Genomic DNA, 17,474 nt, shown 5'->3' with positions numbered 1-17,474 from the left:
GGCGACTGTGCGGCCCGCTACTTGCAGCCCGCTTGTGAGGCACTGCACGGGGGCCGTTCTAGACTTGGCGCGTCATGGTTCGGATCGGGGTGCTCGGCGCGCTGACCGCGGCGGACGATCGGGGCGAACTCGATCTCGGCGGTCCGCGGCAACGCGGCGTGCTCGCGCGACTGTTGGTCGCGCGCGGTGAAGTGGTGCCGGTCGATCGCCTGATCGATGACCTGTGGCGGGGTGAACCGCCGCCGCGGGCGCTCGGCGCGCTGCAGGCCTACGTGTCGAACCTGCGGCGATTGCTGGAGCCGCAGCGGGCGCCGCGCACACCCGCCACCATTCTGATCAGCCGGGCACCCGGCTACGCGCTACGCCTCGCTACCGAAGACGTGGACGCCTGGCTCTTCGACGCGGATATGGATGCCGTTGGGCAACAGAATGATCCGCGCGAACGGGGGCGGACGCTGGAACGTGCGCTCGCCTTGTGGCAGGGCCCCGCCTACGCCGCCTTCACGGAGGAGCCGTGGGTGACCGCCGAAGCGGCGCGGCTGGAGCAATTGCGGCTGGGCGCGCGTGAACGACTCGCGGCCGTCCTGCTCGAACTGGGCGAGGCGGCGCGTGCCGCGGCCGAGGCCGAGATGTTGTGCAGGGAGCACCCGTTGCGGGAGGAGGCGTGGCGGCTGACCGCGCTGGCTCGGTATCGCGCGGGCCGTCAGGCCGACGCGCTCAGCGCCCTGCGGCAGGCCCGCGATGTTCTCACGACCGAGCTCGGCATCGATCCCGGTCCGGCGCTGGCCCGCTTGGAGGCGGATATCCTCGCGCAGCGAATACCGTTGGGTGAGCAGGTAATTCCGCTCGCTGAAGCATCGGCTGTCGCGGAGGTGAGTGTCGCGCGGTCCGCGCCGGATCCAGGTTTGTTCGGCCGAACCGTGGAACTCACCGCGCTGCACGAAGCAGCCGCTGGAACCGGAGCTCGCTCGGCGACGGTGGTAGGCGAAGCGGGCAGCGGGAAATCGACTCTGCTGCGACACTTCGGCGACACCTTGCGCGCGTCCGGGCAACAGGTGGTGGTCGGACGTTGTCCGGAGGACGATACGGCTCCGTCGGCGTGGGCCTGGGTCGAGATCCTGCGGGCCCTGGCCCGCGAGCACGATCCCGGTGAATTCGCGCCCGCCTTGGCGCCGCTGCTCACCGACGGTGGCGGCGGACACGACGTCGACAGCGCCCACGGCCGCTTCCTCTTGCATCGAGCGGTCTGCGGCTACCTCACCGCCGTCGCCGTGGCCGCCCCTACGACGATTCTGCTCGATGATCTCCATCGGGCCGACACCGAGACAGCGGCGCTACTCACCGCGGTGGCGACCCGGGTACCCGGGCTCGTGGTGATCTGCTACCGCCCCGACGAGGTGCCGCCAGCGTTGGCCGACGCGCTCGCGACCTTGGCCACCACCGTCCGCGCCCGAGTTCGGCTGAGCGGCCTGGGCATCGAGGACAGCGGTCGCCTGATCACCGCCGTGACCGGAAACGCTGCGGCCGATGACGTGGTGGCTACGTTGCACGAGCGCACAGGCGGAAATCCGTTCTACCTCACCGAGGTCGCCCGGCTCCTGCGGAGCGAGGGTGAGCTGGTCGCCACGTCGGACATTCCAGAGGGCGTGCGGGACGTGCTGCGCCGCAGGTTTTCCCGGCTTCCCGAGACCGGCGTCGCGGTGCTGCGCCTGGCCGCGGTGATCGGCAGGGAGTTCGACGTCGCGCTGCTGGTGCATGCCGCCGAGGTGTCAGAGGACGACGTGCTGGACGCGGTCGAAGCCGGAGTGCTGGCGGGGTTCCTCGACGAACCTGTCAGCGGCCGAGCGCGTTTCACACACGTTCTGGTGCGGGACACACTGCTCGCCGACCTGTCCAGGGTCCGCCGCGACCGATGGCATCGACGGGTTGCCGCCGGGATCGAGGAACTCGATCCCGGCGATGTCGCTGCCTTGGCCCACCACTACGGCGAGTCGGTGAATCCGCAGACAGCACGACGGGCCGCCGACTACGCCGTGGCGGCGGCCGAACAGGCCGAGCGGCGCTACGCCCACGACGTCGCCGCGGCCGGGTACGAACGCGCGGTCGCGGCGCTCGAGCGCCATACCGTCGTCGACACCATCGAGGAACGGGTCACGATACTGAGCCGGGCGAGTCGAAGCCATCTCGCCGCCGGCGCGGGACTCGCTGCTCGAACCGCTCGACATCGGGCCGCGGAACTGGCCGAGGAGGCACGCCGGACCAATCTGGTAGTACGGGTGCTCACCGCCTGGGACACACCGACTCCGTGGATGAATCGGTTGTACGGCGTGGTCGAGCACCGAGTCGTCGGTTGGATCGAGGACGGACTGAGTTGGCTCGGCCTCGCTCTCGACGATCGCTGCCGACTGCTGGTCACCCTCGTCGACGAACTCGGTGGCGAGGCGAGCGAACGCGCGGCCGTGGCCGCCGCCGAAGCGGAAGCCCTGGCCCGTGAACTCGGTGACGACGCCCTGCTCGCTCCCGCGCTGCAAGCTACGGCTTCGCTCTACGATTCGCCGGACCGCGGCCCGCTCGGGGCAGAGCTGATCGAAGTCGGGCGGCGCACCGGCCGCGGCGACTATCTCCTCCTCGGCCACACGGTCGCCATCCAGGCCGCCGCGTCCGAGGCCGACATGACCGCCGTGCGCGAGCATCTCCGGGAAGCCGCGATGCTGGCCGATCGCTATCAGTGGCGGCAGGCGCAGGTGGCGAACACGATGACGCGCGGGCTGGTCGCCCTCGCGACCGGCGACCCCGACACAGCCGAACAGCACTATCTGGAAGCGAACGAACTGCTCACGCGCGCGGGCATTCTCAATGCGGGAGGAATCCTGGGCATGGCGCTGTTCGTGGTGCGGCTGCACCAGGGCCGTGTCGGTGAACTCGTGGAGATGATCAGGGCTTACGCCGACAGCGCCGCCTCCGCGGCGAGCGCCGCCGACTCGGTGGACTTCCTGGTGCTGGCCCTGCTCGCGGTAGAGGACCGGACCGAAGCGGCGCGGGTACGGCGCCGGGCGCAGCCGATCCGCGACGACCTGTTCCGATCGTTCTTCCTCACACTGCGCGGCATGGGGGTCGCGGCGTTGGGCACGCCCGACGAGGCCACCGCGCTCTACCGTGATCTGTATCCCTTCCACGACCGGCTCGGTGGCGCCGACACCGGTTCCTATACGGCCGGTCCGGTCGATACCGTCCTCGGTGACCTGGCGGCTCGGCGAGGCGACGCCGCGCTCGCCGCCGTCCACTACCGCGCCGCGCTCCGCGTCGCCGAACGCTGTGGCAACCCGACCTGGACCGCGGCCGCGGTCGAACGCCTCGAGCACTAGCGTCTCACTGGCCGCTCGCAAGTCGGATCCGGACCATCGCTCTCGACGATTCCCGCCGCCCCAGGAGTACCCGTGCCCCGTACCCGCCGCTTGCGCACAGCCACCGATCTGTACCTGAAGACCGTGACCACCACCCACCGCAAACTGCTCGACCTCAGCGGCGGCCGCGTCGGCACTCGATTCAAGAAGATGCCCACCCTCGCTCTCACCACCAGGGGACGGCGAACAGGGTTGCCGCGCATCGTGATCCTCACCGTTCCCGTCGTGGAGAACGGCAGCTACCTGATCGTCGCCTCGCGGGGCGGCGACGACATCTCGCCGGACTGGTTCCACAACCTGTGTGCCGATCCCGAGGTCGAGGTATCTTTCCAGCACGGTGCCGAACAACCCATGACCGCCCGTGTCCTCACCCCTCAGGAGCGCGAACAGCGGTGGCCGCAGGTTCTCGCTGCCTATCCGGGATACGAGACCTACCAGAAGCGAACCGCGCGCCAGATCCCCCTGGTTGTTCTCAGCCCACGAGAATGAACAGCATCGCGATACAGCGGGCGAGCAGTTGCACCCGGATGGTCGATTCGGTAGGTGATCACCTCGACGCACCCCGGCACCTGATCACGGCTGCACCGTCACAGACAGTCGCCGATATTCACCGGCAGAACCACCCGGGCTATCTGCAATCAAATGGCAAACACGACGTCACCCGGTCGTTCATCATGGTTTCCCGCTGCGCGGTTCAGATCCCATAACCTCGATCGAGGCCGATCACGCGGGAGTGCGGATGATTGACAGAGAACTGTCGCGACGGCGGCTGTTCGGGATCGCCGCATCCGCCGCGCTCACGGCCGGATGCGGTACCGCACACGGTGATTCGATCACCCTGACCAGTACAGCCACTCCCGTCACGACAGCAACGACAGTACCCATCACCGCGTCGGCGCAGGTGCCTCTACCTGCCGCTGTCGCCGCCCGCCACGCAGGCACCCAACCACGGCAGTGGGGTGTCGCGCTGCCCGGCATCACCAGTTCCTTCACGCCGACCGCCGATCAGATCGCGCTGACCTTCGACGCGTGCGGCGGACCGGGCAACAACGAGATCGATCAGGCCCTGGTGGATTTTCTCGTCGCGCAACAGATTCCGGCGACCTTGTTCCTGAACCGACGATGGATCGACGCCGATCCGGCGCGGACCATGCAGTTGGGCGCAAATCCGCTCTTCGAGCTGGCCAATCACGGATCCGCACACAAACCACTGTCGGTGACCGGACGCGCCGCCTACGGTATCGCGGGCACCACATCGACACAGGAAGCCGCCGAGGAGGTCTGGACCAACCACCTCAGGCTGACCGAACTGACCGGCACCCCACCCCGGTTCTTCCGCGCGGGCACCGCGCACTACGACGAGATCGCCGTCGCCATCATCGAAGACCTCGGCGAAACACCGATCGGATTCACCCTCAACGCAGACCACGGCGCCACGGCGACGGCCACACAAGTCGCCTCGGCCATGAGAACCGCCACCCCCGGAACGATTTCGCTCGCACACCTGCACAGACCCCGATCGGGCACCGCGGCCGGCATGATCGACGCGCTTCCGGCCCTGCGCGCCCTGGGCTTCACCTTCATCCACCTCTGACAGCGAACAACCGACCCGACGCGTGTCGCCGAGCGAAACCGCACCGACGGTGATGCGCGCCCCCTCCCCCGTGCAGCACCGCAACTACGCGATGTGCGAGTCGTAGCGCTCGACGCCGCCGAGTCGGTGAACACCTGGGAATCCCTGCCGCACCTGCCTGTCGAGGGCGCTACGAATCGACAACCGGCCCCCAACGAGTGAGCTCGCGGATCGACCGAAGACATCCACCGCGCGGATCTGCGGACTTCTCCGGCGCGCGGACAGCCTCACACCGTGGTGGCGTGCATCATGTGCGTCACGGTGCCCGGGGCGAGTTCGGGGATCGAGGCGCCGTAGGAGGCCAGCGTCGACACAGTGGTGCGGTCCTCGACACGCGTGAAGCCGAAGGACGTCAGTTTGGCGGTGATCTGCTCGACGGTGAAGAAGCTGATCCAGGGTTCGCCGACCGAGGCGACCCGCTCCGCGCGGGCACGCAGCTGCTCGATGCCCGCTGCGTCAGCGGTGTCGACCGGATAGATGTAGTCGAAGACGACCTCCGCGCCGCCGCCCTGGGCGGCGATATAGCGCAAGGTTTCGTCGATCGACGGCTCGGTCAGGTACATCACGACCCCGAGCCACAGGTAGACGGCGGGCCGGGTGTGGTCGAAACCCGCCTCGGCCAAGCCCGAGGCGAGCGTGGACTGTTCGAAATCAACGGGCGCGAAAGTCAGCGACGGGGGGATATCGATGCCTGCCTCGGTCAACCGGTGCCGCTTCCACACCTGGGTGTCGGGATGGTCGACCTCGAAGAAGCGCGCGTTCTCGCCGTTCCTACGGTAGGCGGTGGTGTCCAGGCCCGCGCCGAGGATCACGACCTGGGCGACGCCGCGACCGATGGCGGCACTCGCCACATCGTCGGCGAACCGGCTGCGCGCGGCGATCAACAACCGCCGACGGCGAATCATCTCGGCATCGAGATCGATATCGAACCGGCTCTCGCCCATGAGGGCTTCCCCGACGAGCCGCTCGGCCAGCGGATCGGTGAACACCTGCGGATCGTCGGCGGTCTGATGCTGTGCTCGCGCCCGCGCCACGGCCATCGCGGTGAGGCTCGGTTGTCCGACCTGCATGCCGCCACCCTACTCACCCGGCCGGGGTGACCGCATCAGCCTTCGGTACCCCGGCCCCACGAGCCGCTGTCCCGGACGGTTCCCGGCGGCGGAGATCAGGGTCATCTCGCTCTCGCGGCCGCGGTGTGCTCCGCCCGGATCAATCGTGCTGAGGTGCGAGGCCGTGTCGCCTCGCGCGGTACAGCTGCACGAACATGGACACGCCGGTGATCAGGAGCACGGCCAGGGGCATCAGGGGCAGGTAGGAGACCCAGACGATGGGGTCGGCGGGCGCCAGGGCAATGAAGGTGGCCAGGATCGTGAGAATGAAAATGATCCCCGACCAGCGGTGCACCTGTGGGAGTAACGAAACGGGTTGGCCTTCGGCGCCCTCGGCGTTTCGGCGGCGCACGGTCGAATAGGTGATCCCAAGCAGAGCGATCCCGGAGAACAGAAGCAACGCCAGCGGGGCCAGCGGCAGGTAGGTGAACCACTGCGGCCCTCCTGCCGCCAACGCGACGACGGTGACGGCGATACTCGCCACGAAGGCGACAGCGATCCAGCGGTGGATCTGCCGGGTCGGCTTGCTCCAGGTCATCGAGATCTCCTCGGTGTGTTTCGTGCGGCCCGTGCGCGGTGGGATACCGGATGAACCTCGGTGTCATGACGCTAGCGACGACCTGACGACCAGCGCTTCTCGATTCCTGATCATTGCGGTCACCGGAGACCACGAGGTCGGATGGCAGGTATCGAACGCGCCGCGGCCCACGACCGCGCCAGCTCGGCCGTACAGAACTCGATGCCGTCACGATCAGGGAAATCGATCCGGTAACCGCTGATGCGAATCCGGGAGATCCCGCGCGGAGTTCGAGGTGCTGTATCGGCGGTTCCCGCTCTCCCGAACAGGCTCATCAGCCGGGTCGGCCTGCTCCGCGCACGACCCCGTTCCGGCACGCCGACGCGTAGAAACTTCGGGAAGGTCGAGGTCGACGCTTCCCGCCACCACCGGCAACACCGCGGCAACGCCGCACTAGGATCGAGGTCGAACGGTAGCGGAAGGACGCGGTGGTGGCGGGACTGTCGGTAGTGGTGGCAGATGACGACGTGTTGCTCCGTGAAGGTGTGTCGAGCCTGCTGACCCGGTCGGGCCTCGATGTCGTCGGACAGGCGGGCGACGGCGACGAACTCCTGGCGTTGGTGCGCGAGGCCCAGCCGCGACTCGCGATCATCGATATCCGGATGCCGCCGACCCACACCGCCGAAGGTCTCGAGGCGGCCAAGCGGATTCGCGCGGAGTTCCCGTCGGTGGCCATGCTGCTCCTGTCGGCGCATGTCGAAGTCGATCACGCGCTCGAACTCCTCGACGGCGGGCGCGGAATCGGCTATCTGCTCAAGAGCCGCGTCACCGACATCGCAGACTTCGTCGACACGCTCGGTCGCGTGGCCAACGGCGGGTCGGTCATCGATCCCGCGCTGGTCCACGAGTTGATCGCCGCGCAGCGCCGCGACGATCCGCTGGCAGCGCTGAGCGCCCGCGAGCGCGACGTACTCACGCTGATGGCCGAGGGACTGTCGAATTCCGGCATCGGCAAACGCCTGTGGATCACCGAGGGAACCGTCGAGAAACACGTGCGGAGCATTCTCAACAAACTGAATCTGAGCGAGACGACCGAGGACCATCGCCGGGTCCGCGCGGTGATCCTGTATCTGGACGCGATCTCCTGAGGGCGATCAACCGCGCGAACTGCTTCGCGAGGCCATGTTCACGATCAACTCGGCGGACAGCTCGAACTTCGGAAGAAAGCCGATCGCCGAACTGGACTCGACCATCTCGGCGAAATCCTCTTCGTCGTGCGTCGAGACCAGGATGACCATCGCGAGCGGATCAGTGGCATGCAGGGCCTCGACCACGTCGAATCCGCTCTCACCGCCCAGGTCGATATCCGCGAGGATCAGATCGGGGCGCGTCGCCCGCGCCGACTCCACCGCCGTCGCGAGGGTCGATGCCGTGCCCACCACCGTCATCCCCGCGGACTCCAGCATCTCGCGTGCCGCGAGGCAGAAGGCGGTGCTGTCGTCGACTATGAGACAGCGATGGGCAGCAGGGTTCACCCTTTCGAGGGTGTCAGACAACACCCCCACGAGGCATTACCGCTAGCCGGAAGATTCCGTCGCGTGGGCGGCGCGCGGCGCGACGACCTACCATCGCCATGTGCGAGGACCAATGATCGGGCTGCGTCACCATCGGCCACCGCGGTGACCACCACCGGCGAGGGCGGTGGTGATCACGACGCCGGGACTCGGCGCGATCGTCTCCTCGCCACGGTGCTGCGTCCGAGGACGCCACCGCGGGCCTGGGGTATCGCCACAGCGGTCGGCGTGATCGCGATCGAGGTGCTGGTCGTGCATCTGCTCGAGCGCCTCGCTCCCGACAGCGCGTTCGGCGCGGTCTTTCTCTTCGGTGTGCTGGTGGTGTCGGCGGGGTGGGGTTTCGGGATCGCGATCGCCACCTCGCTCGCCAGTGCCGCCGCCTACGCCTACGTCCATGTGTCGGAGAACAGCGAGAGCCTGGTTCCGGCGCTCCTCGTGTTCACCACGCTCGCGTTGTTGACCAATGTCCTCGTCGGCCAATCGCGACTTCGCGCCACCGAATCCGACCAGCGGCGCCGAGAAGCGGACATGTTGGCGGCCTTCGCGCGGACCATGCTGCGTGAGCCGATCTCATCGAGGATGTTCGAGGCCGCGGGCGCCCGGCTGACCGAGGTTCTCGATCTACCGCCGCCATACGCCGTGCTGGGACCCGCCGACCTGCCGGTGGCGCCAGGGCAGCAGCGCATCATGCTGCACGACGGAGAAACCCCGGCGGGAACCTTGCTGGTGCCCACCGACCTCACGGCGTCCGACGCGCGCCGGGTCCGGCGTATCGTGCCCGCCCTCGAAGCGTTGCTCGCCGCGGCCAACGACCGCCACGAACTCAACGAACACTCCGAGACCCTGGCACGTCAGCAGGCTGCTCTGCGCCGGATCGCCACACTGGTGGCGCGGCGCGGCGAGCCCGATGACGTGTTCCCGGCCGTGGCGACCGAACTCGCCGAGGGGCTCGGGGTCGAACACGTGTCGCTGGTGCGCTACGACGGCGAGTCGTGCGTGGTGCTCGCCGCATGGAACGGCAGTCCCGACGACCACCGTCTGACGGTGGGGGAGCGACTCGAACTGGGCGGCCACAACGCGAGCACCATCGTCCGAGCCACGGGCAAGCCGGTGTCCATCGATTACGCCGACGCGAGTGGCCCCATCGCCGAGCGCCTGGATCAGCGGGATTTCCGTTCCGGGCTCGGCGTGCCGATCGACATCGACGGCCGAACTTGGGGTGCGATCGTCATCGGCATCGCCGACGCTGTTCCCCCTTCCGACCTGGAGGCCCGAGTGACCGACTTCGCCGACCTCGTGGCCACCGCCGTGTACAACAGCGAGACCAGGACTCAACTGACGCGTTCACGGGCACGTGTCGTCGCGGCGGCCGACCAGGCCCGCCGAATGATCGAACGGGATCTGCACGACGGCGCTCAGCAGCGCATCGTCTCGCTGGGCATCGAGTTGCGCGCCGCTCGAAGCGCCGTCGCGGCGGAGTCGGAGGATCTGCGCAATCGGCTGGATCGCAGCGTGGAAACCTTGTCGCAGGTGCACACGGACCTACAGGAGTTGTCCCGGGGAATCCACCCCGCGATCCTGTCGCGCGGTGGACTCGGTCCCGCGCTCAAGACGCTGGTCCGCCGGTCACCGGTGCCGGTCGCACTGACGATCGCGATCTCCGCACGCCTACCCGACACCGCGGAGGTCGCCGCCTACTACGTCGTCGCCGAGGCGCTGACCAACACCGCGAAATACGCGGGCGCCACCGCTGTCGCGGTTTCGGCGGTGGCCGACAGCGGTGTGCTCGAGCTGACCGTCATCGACGACGGTGTCGGTGGCGCCGACCCCGCCCGCGGGTCCGGCCTCATCGGGTTGCACGACCGAATCGATACTGTCGGTGGGACTTTGACGATCTCGAGTCCGCCCGGCATCGGGACGACGCTGGCCGCGCGGATACCCGTCGCGGCCGAGATCTGACACACGGACCAACACCGCGCTCGCCCCGTCTCGGCGTTACCTCCGTCTACGACACGGGCACCCGCGAAACCGCGCGCGACGCACTGTTCGGCACCGGTCTACCCGGCTAGCCGGTATATCCACCCGCCGAAACCCCTCCCCCGGATTGGCCGCCAGCAGCGACGACCTCGCGCCCCGGCCGGACGAGTGTTGTTCTCACGAGTTGAGCGTCAATCGCGGGAGGACACCATGCCTTACATCACCACCACCGACGGCACCCAGATCTACTACACCGAGCAGGGAAGCGGGCAGCCCGTGCTGTTGAGCCACGGCTGGCCGCTGTCCTCGGATGCCTGGCAGGTCGAGCTGAAACTACTGGCCGACGCGGGCTACCGCGCGATCGCCCACGACCGCCGCGGCCACGGCCGCTCCTCGAAGACCTACCGGGGCAACGACATGGACACCTACGCCAGGGACCTCGCCGAACTCGTCGAGGCACTGGACCTGAGAGATCTGGTGCTCATCGGACACTCCACCGGTGGCGGCGAAGTGGTTCGCTACGCCGCGCGCCACGGCAGCGGCCGGGTCGTCAAGGTGATCACGGCGGGCGCGGTGCCGCCGATCATGGTGAAATCCGACACCAATCCCGAGGGCACGCCCATCGAGGTGTTCGGCGGCATCCGGAGCGGCGTCCTCGAGGATCGTTCGCAGTTCTACCGGGACCTGGCCGAAACCTTCTTCGGCGCGAACCGCGAGGGGTCGAATGTCTCGCAGGGTGCGAAGGACGATTTCTGGCGCCAGGGAATGCTGGTCAACCTGGCCGCCGCCTACGACTGCGTGAAGGCGTTCTCCGAAACCGACTTCACCGAGGATCTCGAGGCGCTCGACGTCCCGATCCTCATCGCACAGGGTGACGACGACCAGATCGTTCCCATCGCGGCCGCGGCGAAGAAATCCATCGAGCTCGTCCAGAACGGCCGCCTCGAGGTCTACCCCGGCGCACCGCACGGAATCTACGGCGCTTATCAGAAGGCCTTGGACACCGACATCCTGAAATTCATCGCGGAGTAACAGCCGCACTCGTTTCCCCACCTACCGGCCACGTCGTTCCCGCTCCCCCGGTCTCGCACGCTCCTCCGAGCCTTGGCGAGGCCGGGTGCGCAATCGATAGCACCTCTCCTCCACCCGAACCACAGGAGCTCGTCATGACTGTCGAACCCACAATCGTTCTCCTCCACGGAGCGTTCGCCGACGGCGCCAGCTGGGCTCCGGTGACCCGGCGCCTGCTCGACAACGGTCACACCGTGCGCGTCCCGCCGGTACCCAACCGCAGCCTGATCGGCGATTCCGCCTACATCCGGTCGTTCGTCGAACAGATCCAGGGCCCGGTACTTCTCGTCGGCCATTCCTACGGCGGCGCGGTGATGACCGTCGCCGGTGTCGCCGAGAATGTCGTCGGCCTGGTCTACGTCTCCGGATACGCGTTGGAGGTGGGCGAGAGCCTCGGTGAGTTGCAGGGCAGGTTCCCTGATTCCGACCTCGCCGCCAACCTCGTGTACTCGCCGTTCCCGATCGAGGGTGCGGAGCCGGGCACCGATGTCTCGGTCGACATCAAGACCTTCCACGAAATCTTCGCGGGCGGCATCCCCCGGGAAGACGCCGAGGTACTCGCCGTCTCCCAACGACCGCTGGCCGCGGCGGCTTTCGGCGAGGCCGCCTCGGCGGCGGCATGGAAGACGAAACCCGGCTGGGGAATCGTGAGCCGCAATGACCACACCATCAACCCCGACGTCGAACGCTTCGGCTACCAGCGGGCAGGACTTCGAAAGGTCGTCGAGATCGACGCACCACACCTGGTGATGATCGCCGCGCCGTCGGAGGTCGTCGCCCTCATCGAAGAAGCTCTGTCGGCCGTGAGCTGATATTCCCACCGCCACAACCCGATCGGCGCGGTCACCTTCCTGGCGATCATCGGCGCACTCCTGCGATGGCGACGACCGGCCGACGAGTCGGGTGTCGACCGCGAACGTTTCGGCCGATCCATGATCACCGGCCTGCGGCTCTCGAACCCGGCGTCGTGTTCACCTACGACCGCAACACGCGACCAACGCCGCTCTGCGCCGCGCCGGGGTCGAAGTCATCACCATCGCCGACACCGAACTCGGCCGGGGACGCGGCGGCGGCTACTGCATGACCTGCCCGCTTGCACGCGACCCCCTCGACTGAAAATCTCCCCGGCCGTCGAGTACCAGCGTTCGCGGATCCAATCGGCACCTCCGCCGCCCGGCGCGGCGAAGGTGAACTGTCGATGTGATGTCGCGATCTATCTGCGCGAGGGACGCGACACCGGCGGCGATAGGTCGATGACCGGCGAGGAGCGATCCGCCGCCGTGACCTGCGTCGAGCAGGCGGACCGAGATTCCCTCGTCGGGTGCGCCGAGGGGGTCACCGCTGCTCGAACAGGTGGTCGTAGCCGATCGCGAAGCTGCTGTCGGCAGGATCGACCATCACTCGGCGTCGGTCACCGATCCGTGGATACGGCACACCGGTGGGCACCTCGCAGTCGGCCTCGAATGTGTCCAGACCGGGCCCGCTGATGCGAACCGTCAGCTCGGCTATGTCCGGATTCTCACCACCTTCACGGATCCGCACCGCGATGATCTGCGCAGTCGCAGGGACAGCGGCGGTCCGGAACCGTCGCGCGCTGCGCCGCCACCGGTAGGTCTGCACCGTGAGGGCGAGCCCGATCGGAAAGGTGACCAGTGCCGGGCACAGCCCACTCCACAACGAATCACCCGTCACCGCGAAGACCGGCCCCACGATCACGAGACCGACCGCGATCGTGTACGAGAACACTCCGGCGACGGGGCCGATGAGTTCGACCTGACCGGCTCGAATTCCATTACCGCGCATGCCGACACCCTCGGAGCTCTCGGACTCCCCGCGCGTCGCGAACGGTGCGGCGAGTCCAGTTTTCGTGTGTGGCTATTGGACCGCGTCGGCCAGTCGGTCGGCGTAGGGGGTGGTGAGTTTTCCGACGCTGGGGATTTCTGCGCGGGGCGTGTCCCGTCGAGCGGTCAGAGGGCGAGCATGGCGGCGGCGACCCGGTCGGCCACGGTGTGCCGCAGGGCTGCGCCCATCTCGTCGAGTACGAGCAGTCGCGCCGCGGGGATCTCGGCAGCGAGGACTTCGCCGTTGCCGACCGGGAAGAACGGGTCGGCGCTACCGTGCACCACGAGTGTGGGCACGTCGAGCTCACCGAGCCGTTCGCGCCATCGCGGTGTGCAGTCGATCCGCGACAACACCATCCCGAGCTGGTTCGCCTCGTGCACAGCGGGATCGGTCGTTGCCGTCCGGTCCCAGATCCGCGCTGCCGTCGCCCGGCTCTGCTCCGGATCGTCGCCCATCGGCTCGGCTCCCTCGGCGGCGAACGCCGCGACAGCAGCCCGGTCGGCCCAGTCCGGCATCGGGCGCGAGAACAACGCGGCCATGATCGCGGGGTCGTGGTCGGGCAGATCCTCGTCGACCGGCCCCGGCGCGACCGGCCGGGTACCGACCAAGGTCAGTGCGCGAATCACGTTCGGATGGTCGAGCGCGGCGACCTGGGCGACCATCCCGCCGACGCCGACGCCACCGAGATGGGCGGTCCCGGCACCGAGTGCTTCGACCAGCGCGACCGCGTCGGCGACGAGATCGCGCAGGTCGTACTCCGGATTCTCCGGGTCGAGGGACGTCGACGCACCGCAGTCACGCAGGTCGTAGCGGACCACGCGCCGCCCGCCCGACACGAGTCGCTCACACAGTGCGTCGGGCCAGGACAGCATCGTCGGGTCGCCGACCAGCAGGACCAGCGGATCGTCCTCGCGGCCGAAGCTCTCGATGCCGAGAGCGACACCGTTCGCCTGTACCGAGGCCGTGCCGGATCGAAACCGTCTGCTCATGCCCGAACTCCTGTCTGTCCGCCCCACAGATAACGACGACAGCTTCACCCAGAACTCATCGGGGCAGACGAATTCGATTGCTCTCCGACGGCTTTCATGGTTCCTATATCCGACTCCGTGGCAGGAACGCGTTCGTCGACCGACCCGGACACTCCGGGCCGGGTGGGCGCGTTCGCGATCCGGACGTCGAAGCGGTGCGGAGGGAGCTCGACCACAACGAGCCAGATCCGAACCGCTGAGCAGGGGACTGCTGCACGGATCAGTGACATCCGTGAAAGCGGGGGAAGCTCACTGCTCGAGGTCTCGAGTAGCCTGACGGAGGTTGTTCTGATTGGTCGCTGCAATCAGGTTTCGGCACGCCATCTCGCCAGGATCTGCTTCGTCCACAGGGTGAGGGTCAGGTCGTCAGCGAGACCATAAGCCGCAGCACTGTGAGTCGCTGCCGCCGCGTACATCGCGGCGGCCTCCGCGGGGCGGCCCATGTCCTCATAGCAGCTGGCGAGGGTCTCGCGGACTTGGATTTCGAATGGATCCGAACCGTATTCGGCAGTGAGCATTGCGATTTCCCGTTCGAGGTCCTCGGGGTCGTCGCCTGGCTCCTTCTCGTTCAGTGGTCTGCGCGAGGGGCCGCTGATCGCCTTGACCTGGTGCTCGATATACCTACACAGGCACGCGGCCGGTATGTTGAGTTCCTGCGCTCCTTCTGGTGCCGGCGTTCGCCGGAACAAACGGTGCAACTCGGCCGCCACCGGCCCATAGGTCGCAGTGACGGCGGCGCCGCGACGACCGGCAGCGAGATGGGCGAGTCCCAACGCGATGCGAGTGAGCATGGTGTCCAGCGGCGCGGATTCGTGCGACCGTAGTTCGGCAAGCACCTGCTCCAAGATTCCAGTGGCCGTGTCATGGTCCCCCGCCTCCGACAGGCATACCGCCAGACATACATTGCTGCGCAACACATCCAGGCTGTTGGGTGCCGAACGCTGCGCGGCATCGGCTGCGACAGCACGAGCCAGCGCGAGCCCATCCTCGACACGGCCGGCGGCCGTGTAAACCCACGCGGTATCGCGCTGTGCGGCGAGGGTGCGTGGGTCGATCTGCCCGAACTGTGCAACGCTATGAGCCTGTTCCCGCTCAACCAGTGAGACTGCCACCTCCAGAGAGACGGGGTCGAGGTGAGGGTTCGCCACACTGGCAGTGACCAGCTCGGCGTACATCGGGTTCGAGGCCGTGTACCGAGGTCTCCAGACTGCGAGATAGCTGGTACCGAGCACCCACGAACACAACCGTAGACACAGCGACAGCCTGGCGGAAGGATCCATCTCTCCCGGAGGAGAATCGGGGGCGCCGAGCGGCTCATCGAGATTGATGATTTGCTCATAGAGCGCGACCGCCGACACGTTCCGTTCCGCAGTAGCATCCAACAGTTCGGCGGCAACCGCCTGTGCGTAGAGAGCGATTCTATCCGCGAGGGTGAGTTCGTCTCGTCGGTGGTTCTGCGGCCCTGGGCGCGGTCGACCGATGTCTTCCGGTGAAGTACCCATGATTCCCCGATACCGTATCGCGTCGCGACAAGGCGGATGTCGATCGCGCCGCCACATCAGAGATTACCAGTTCGATCTGAGCCGTCTTCAGTTCGTCACCCATCGCTGGTGACCCAACCACCGATTTCGGCAGCTCCCGCTGGGCCAGCCCACCCGAAGACCTCGACGCACAGGACCAGTCCAGGTGAACCGGTTCGCGGGGAACAGACCCCGGGCCATGAGCGGGCCCCGCGGAGGCGTTTATCCGGACTCCATGCGTGGCCAACGCGGCCGCCGCAGGCGGCCCCTGGCCGTTTTCCAGCACAGCCCTGGCCTGGCAACGGCACGATCGGCTCACCGTATGCGAAGCCGATGTCATCCACGCCTATCCGTACAACTCACACGACGTCATCAATAGGTCGTTGTGGGGTCAGATCGAGATGACCCCAGCGAATGAGCGCGGCATTCGCCTCATCCGATCAACGCTGGCAAAATACCCACTCGAGACCGCTGTCCGCGTTACCCGTGAAGTCGAGGCCGCAGAGTACGGAATCGTCGATGAGGACTCAGTGCATGAGCTGATCGATGAAGACGTCTCCACCGACACATACACGTGCAGTCATGCACCGGCGCTACACGGGACGGGATGCCGTACAGCGCGCCGCGCGCACGCTCAGTCCGGAAGGTGCTCGAAACCGATCCCGGCCCGCGGAGGCAGGACCGGCCAGGTCGTCCCCGGCACCCGATCCCGGCCGTGATCGTCGGTCACCGACAGCAGTTCTTCATCGAGCCGCAGCGGCATCGTGAAGAATTTCAACCCGAAAGCGACCGGCAGTTCCGTGGTGGGAATGTCCACGAGGCGCCGGGTTGTCTGAATGTGCAGTGCCTCAAGGGTGGGATCGAATTGGGCCAGCACAAATTCCGGTAGTCCGTCGCAGCGACTGTGCGCGTAATGGATCCGCTCGCCCGGATACAGTTTCGGGCCGCCGAACCCCCACGTGTCCTCTACTCCCGGGCCGGTGATGCGGACCCGCGTCATCAGTGTTTCGGCTCCGGCGATCTGGTTGCCGATGCCGGTGGGCCCGTCGCTCGCCCAGATCTGCCAGCGCAAGGTCCCGTCGGTGTCGGTGTCGCTGACCGGCACATAGCTGTCGTCCACGCCCGCGCCTCCCTTGTGCTCGGTCTTCTCAGCGTTTGATGTCCGCGCAGGGCACCCCGCTGCAGGGGATCCATTCCGCGCACGCAGTCAAGCCAGCGGCGAATGCGCCCGTCAGTCCCTGGGTATCGCAATAAACTCCCGGTTTGCCCGTATCCGCAACACTCGGTGCTACGTCGTAGTGATACATCGACCTGGGCGTTCCCGAACCAGCCAAAGTCCACAAGAAATGCGCATGCTTGGGCCCTTCGCTCCCGCTGCTGTAATACGTCGTCGAGAACCGATCCACGAACACCCCGTCTCCTTCGAGTTTGATGCACGTCTGACGGTCGCATCGTCCCACGCTGGCTGCCTCGAAATAGGGTGTATCGTCGCGCAATTCGACACCGGGTAGTGCGTCCGGATGCGCCCGCAGATAGTCGACCGACACCCAGACCAGGTTGCCCGACCGCACGATTCCCGGCTCCGGCTCCGCCGCGGCCCACCCGCCCGGCGCCAACGCCATCGCGGCGGCCAGCGCTGCGATCATCCATCCCCTGCTGCGCATACCCCTGACCCGCCTCCCTCCCGCCCCACCAGGATAGAACCCCGCACACCGAAACCAGCCACGAATCCTTTTGCAATGCAACAGCACTCACACGCAAGGTGTCGACCGGCCGCGCGGGGATCACCCCATCCCGGA

At 67.3% G+C, this 17,474-nt stretch carries 15 protein-coding genes and 1 pseudogene; 8 read left to right on the top strand and 8 right to left on the bottom strand.

Annotated elements, in window-relative coordinates; translation table 11 throughout:
• Nucleotides 1-74: 74 nt before the first annotated feature.
• From DAT37_RS00290 to DAT37_RS00275, 3 genes are all read left to right on the top strand, one after another.
• Nucleotides 75-3,365 (top strand): BTAD domain-containing putative transcriptional regulator, encoded by a 3,291-nt coding sequence (locus tag DAT37_RS00290; RefSeq protein WP_109522623.1) that lies wholly within the window; start codon nt 75-77, stop codon nt 3,363-3,365.
• A gap of 72 nt (nt 3,366-3,437) precedes the next feature.
• A complete protein-coding gene (locus DAT37_RS00285) occupies nt 3,438-3,893 on the top strand; it encodes a nitroreductase/quinone reductase family protein (RefSeq protein WP_332873256.1) in 456 nt (151 codons plus the stop codon).
• Nucleotides 3,894-4,143: 250 nt separating this feature from the next.
• Nucleotides 4,144-4,998, top strand: a complete 855-nt coding sequence (locus tag DAT37_RS00275) for a polysaccharide deacetylase family protein (RefSeq protein ID WP_109522621.1) — start codon at nt 4,144-4,146, stop codon at nt 4,996-4,998.
• Between the two features lie 266 nt (nt 4,999-5,264).
• Here the strand turns inward: DAT37_RS00275 and DAT37_RS00270 are convergent, their stop codons facing one another.
• On the bottom strand, nt 5,265-6,107 hold the full coding sequence (locus DAT37_RS00270; RefSeq protein WP_109522620.1) for a class I SAM-dependent methyltransferase: 843 nt from the start codon (nt 6,105-6,107) through the stop codon (nt 5,265-5,267).
• 139 nt (nt 6,108-6,246) lie between these two features.
• Nucleotides 6,247-6,684: a hypothetical protein gene (locus DAT37_RS44745; RefSeq protein WP_198654018.1), complete on the bottom strand. Its 438-nt coding sequence runs from the start codon at nt 6,682-6,684 to the stop codon at nt 6,247-6,249.
• A 470-nt stretch (nt 6,685-7,154) separates the two neighbouring features.
• Between DAT37_RS44745 and DAT37_RS00260 the strand changes: the two genes are divergently transcribed.
• Nucleotides 7,155-7,811 carry a response regulator gene (locus tag DAT37_RS00260; RefSeq protein WP_109522696.1) on the top strand — a complete coding sequence of 219 codons (657 nt, stop codon included), beginning with the start codon at nt 7,155-7,157 and terminating at the stop codon, nt 7,809-7,811.
• Nucleotides 7,812-7,817: 6 nt separating this feature from the next.
• Here DAT37_RS00260 and DAT37_RS00255 read toward each other — a convergent pair whose 3' ends face one another.
• Nucleotides 7,818-8,198, bottom strand: coding sequence for a response regulator transcription factor (locus DAT37_RS00255; protein ID WP_232839404.1), 381 nt, complete (start codon nt 8,196-8,198; stop codon nt 7,818-7,820).
• Nucleotides 8,199-8,342: 144 nt separating this feature from the next.
• On the opposite strand from DAT37_RS00255, the gene DAT37_RS00250 reads away from it, so the two are divergent.
• The 4 genes and pseudogenes from DAT37_RS00250 to DAT37_RS00235 all read left to right on the top strand — a co-directional run.
• Nucleotides 8,343-10,196 (top strand): GAF domain-containing sensor histidine kinase, encoded by a 1,854-nt coding sequence (locus DAT37_RS00250; protein ID WP_232839403.1) that lies wholly within the window; start codon nt 8,343-8,345, stop codon nt 10,194-10,196.
• A gap of 228 nt (nt 10,197-10,424) precedes the next feature.
• Nucleotides 10,425-11,246 (top strand): alpha/beta fold hydrolase, encoded by an 822-nt coding sequence (locus tag DAT37_RS00245; RefSeq protein WP_109522617.1) that lies wholly within the window; start codon nt 10,425-10,427, stop codon nt 11,244-11,246.
• Nucleotides 11,247-11,380: 134 nt separating this feature from the next.
• Nucleotides 11,381-12,097 carry an alpha/beta fold hydrolase gene (locus DAT37_RS00240; RefSeq protein ID WP_109522616.1) on the top strand — a complete coding sequence of 239 codons (717 nt, stop codon included), beginning with the start codon at nt 11,381-11,383 and terminating at the stop codon, nt 12,095-12,097.
• Between the two features lie 137 nt (nt 12,098-12,234).
• A pseudogene (locus tag DAT37_RS00235) lies at nt 12,235-12,401 on the top strand (arginine deiminase family protein); the annotation flags it as partial.
• 219 nt (nt 12,402-12,620) lie between these two features.
• On the opposite strand, the gene DAT37_RS00230 reads toward DAT37_RS00235, so the two are convergent.
• The 5 genes from DAT37_RS00230 to DAT37_RS00210 all read right to left on the bottom strand — a co-directional run bounded on the left by DAT37_RS00230 (nt 12,621) and on the right by DAT37_RS00210 (nt 17,321).
• Nucleotides 12,621-13,088 carry a hypothetical protein gene (locus DAT37_RS00230; protein ID WP_109522615.1) on the bottom strand — a complete coding sequence of 156 codons (468 nt, stop codon included), beginning with the start codon at nt 13,086-13,088 and terminating at the stop codon, nt 12,621-12,623.
• A 164-nt stretch (nt 13,089-13,252) separates the two neighbouring features.
• The gene (locus DAT37_RS00225) at nt 13,253-14,116 is read right to left on the bottom strand and encodes an alpha/beta fold hydrolase (protein ID WP_109522614.1); all 864 of its coding nucleotides are present in this window, start codon (nt 14,114-14,116) and stop codon (nt 13,253-13,255) included.
• Between the two features lie 344 nt (nt 14,117-14,460).
• Nucleotides 14,461-15,657, bottom strand: a complete 1,197-nt coding sequence (locus DAT37_RS00220; RefSeq protein ID WP_157978221.1) for a hypothetical protein — start codon at nt 15,655-15,657, stop codon at nt 14,461-14,463.
• 652 nt (nt 15,658-16,309) lie between these two features.
• Nucleotides 16,310-16,795, bottom strand: a complete 486-nt coding sequence (locus DAT37_RS00215) for a hypothetical protein (RefSeq protein WP_109522612.1) — start codon at nt 16,793-16,795, stop codon at nt 16,310-16,312.
• A gap of 28 nt (nt 16,796-16,823) precedes the next feature.
• Nucleotides 16,824-17,321: a hypothetical protein gene (locus DAT37_RS00210; RefSeq protein ID WP_157978220.1), complete on the bottom strand. Its 498-nt coding sequence runs from the start codon at nt 17,319-17,321 to the stop codon at nt 16,824-16,826.
• Between the last annotated feature and the right edge of the window lie 153 nt (nt 17,322-17,474).

Source organism: Nocardia aurea, from assembly GCF_003123685.1.
Lineage (GTDB): Bacteria > Actinomycetota > Actinomycetes > Mycobacteriales > Mycobacteriaceae > Nocardia > Nocardia aurea.
This window is presented reverse-complemented; position numbering and strand designations above follow the sequence as displayed.

What these genes read in the sequence shown, in the direction of transcription:
- DAT37_RS00290 (WP_109522623.1), top strand. Translation starts at nt 75, where the DNA reads ATGGTTCGGATCGGGGTGCTCGGCGCGCTGACCGCGGCGGACGATCGG.
- DAT37_RS00210 (WP_157978220.1), bottom strand. Translation starts at nt 17,321, where the DNA reads ATGATCGCAGCGCTGGCCGCCGCGATGGCGTTGGCGCCGGGCGGGTGG.
- DAT37_RS00245 (WP_109522617.1), top strand. Translation starts at nt 10,425, where the DNA reads ATGCCTTACATCACCACCACCGACGGCACCCAGATCTACTACACCGAG.
- DAT37_RS00240 (WP_109522616.1), top strand. Translation starts at nt 11,381, where the DNA reads ATGACTGTCGAACCCACAATCGTTCTCCTCCACGGAGCGTTCGCCGAC.
- DAT37_RS00270 (WP_109522620.1), bottom strand. Translation starts at nt 6,107, where the DNA reads ATGCAGGTCGGACAACCGAGCCTCACCGCGATGGCCGTGGCGCGGGCG.
- DAT37_RS00230 (WP_109522615.1), bottom strand. Translation starts at nt 13,088, where the DNA reads ATGCGCGGTAATGGAATTCGAGCCGGTCAGGTCGAACTCATCGGCCCC.
- DAT37_RS00220 (WP_157978221.1), bottom strand. Translation starts at nt 15,657, where the DNA reads ATGGGTACTTCACCGGAAGACATCGGTCGACCGCGCCCAGGGCCGCAG.
- DAT37_RS00275 (WP_109522621.1), top strand. Translation starts at nt 4,144, where the DNA reads ATGATTGACAGAGAACTGTCGCGACGGCGGCTGTTCGGGATCGCCGCA.
- DAT37_RS00225 (WP_109522614.1), bottom strand. Translation starts at nt 14,116, where the DNA reads ATGAGCAGACGGTTTCGATCCGGCACGGCCTCGGTACAGGCGAACGGT.
- DAT37_RS44745 (WP_198654018.1), bottom strand. Translation starts at nt 6,684, where the DNA reads ATGACCTGGAGCAAGCCGACCCGGCAGATCCACCGCTGGATCGCTGTC.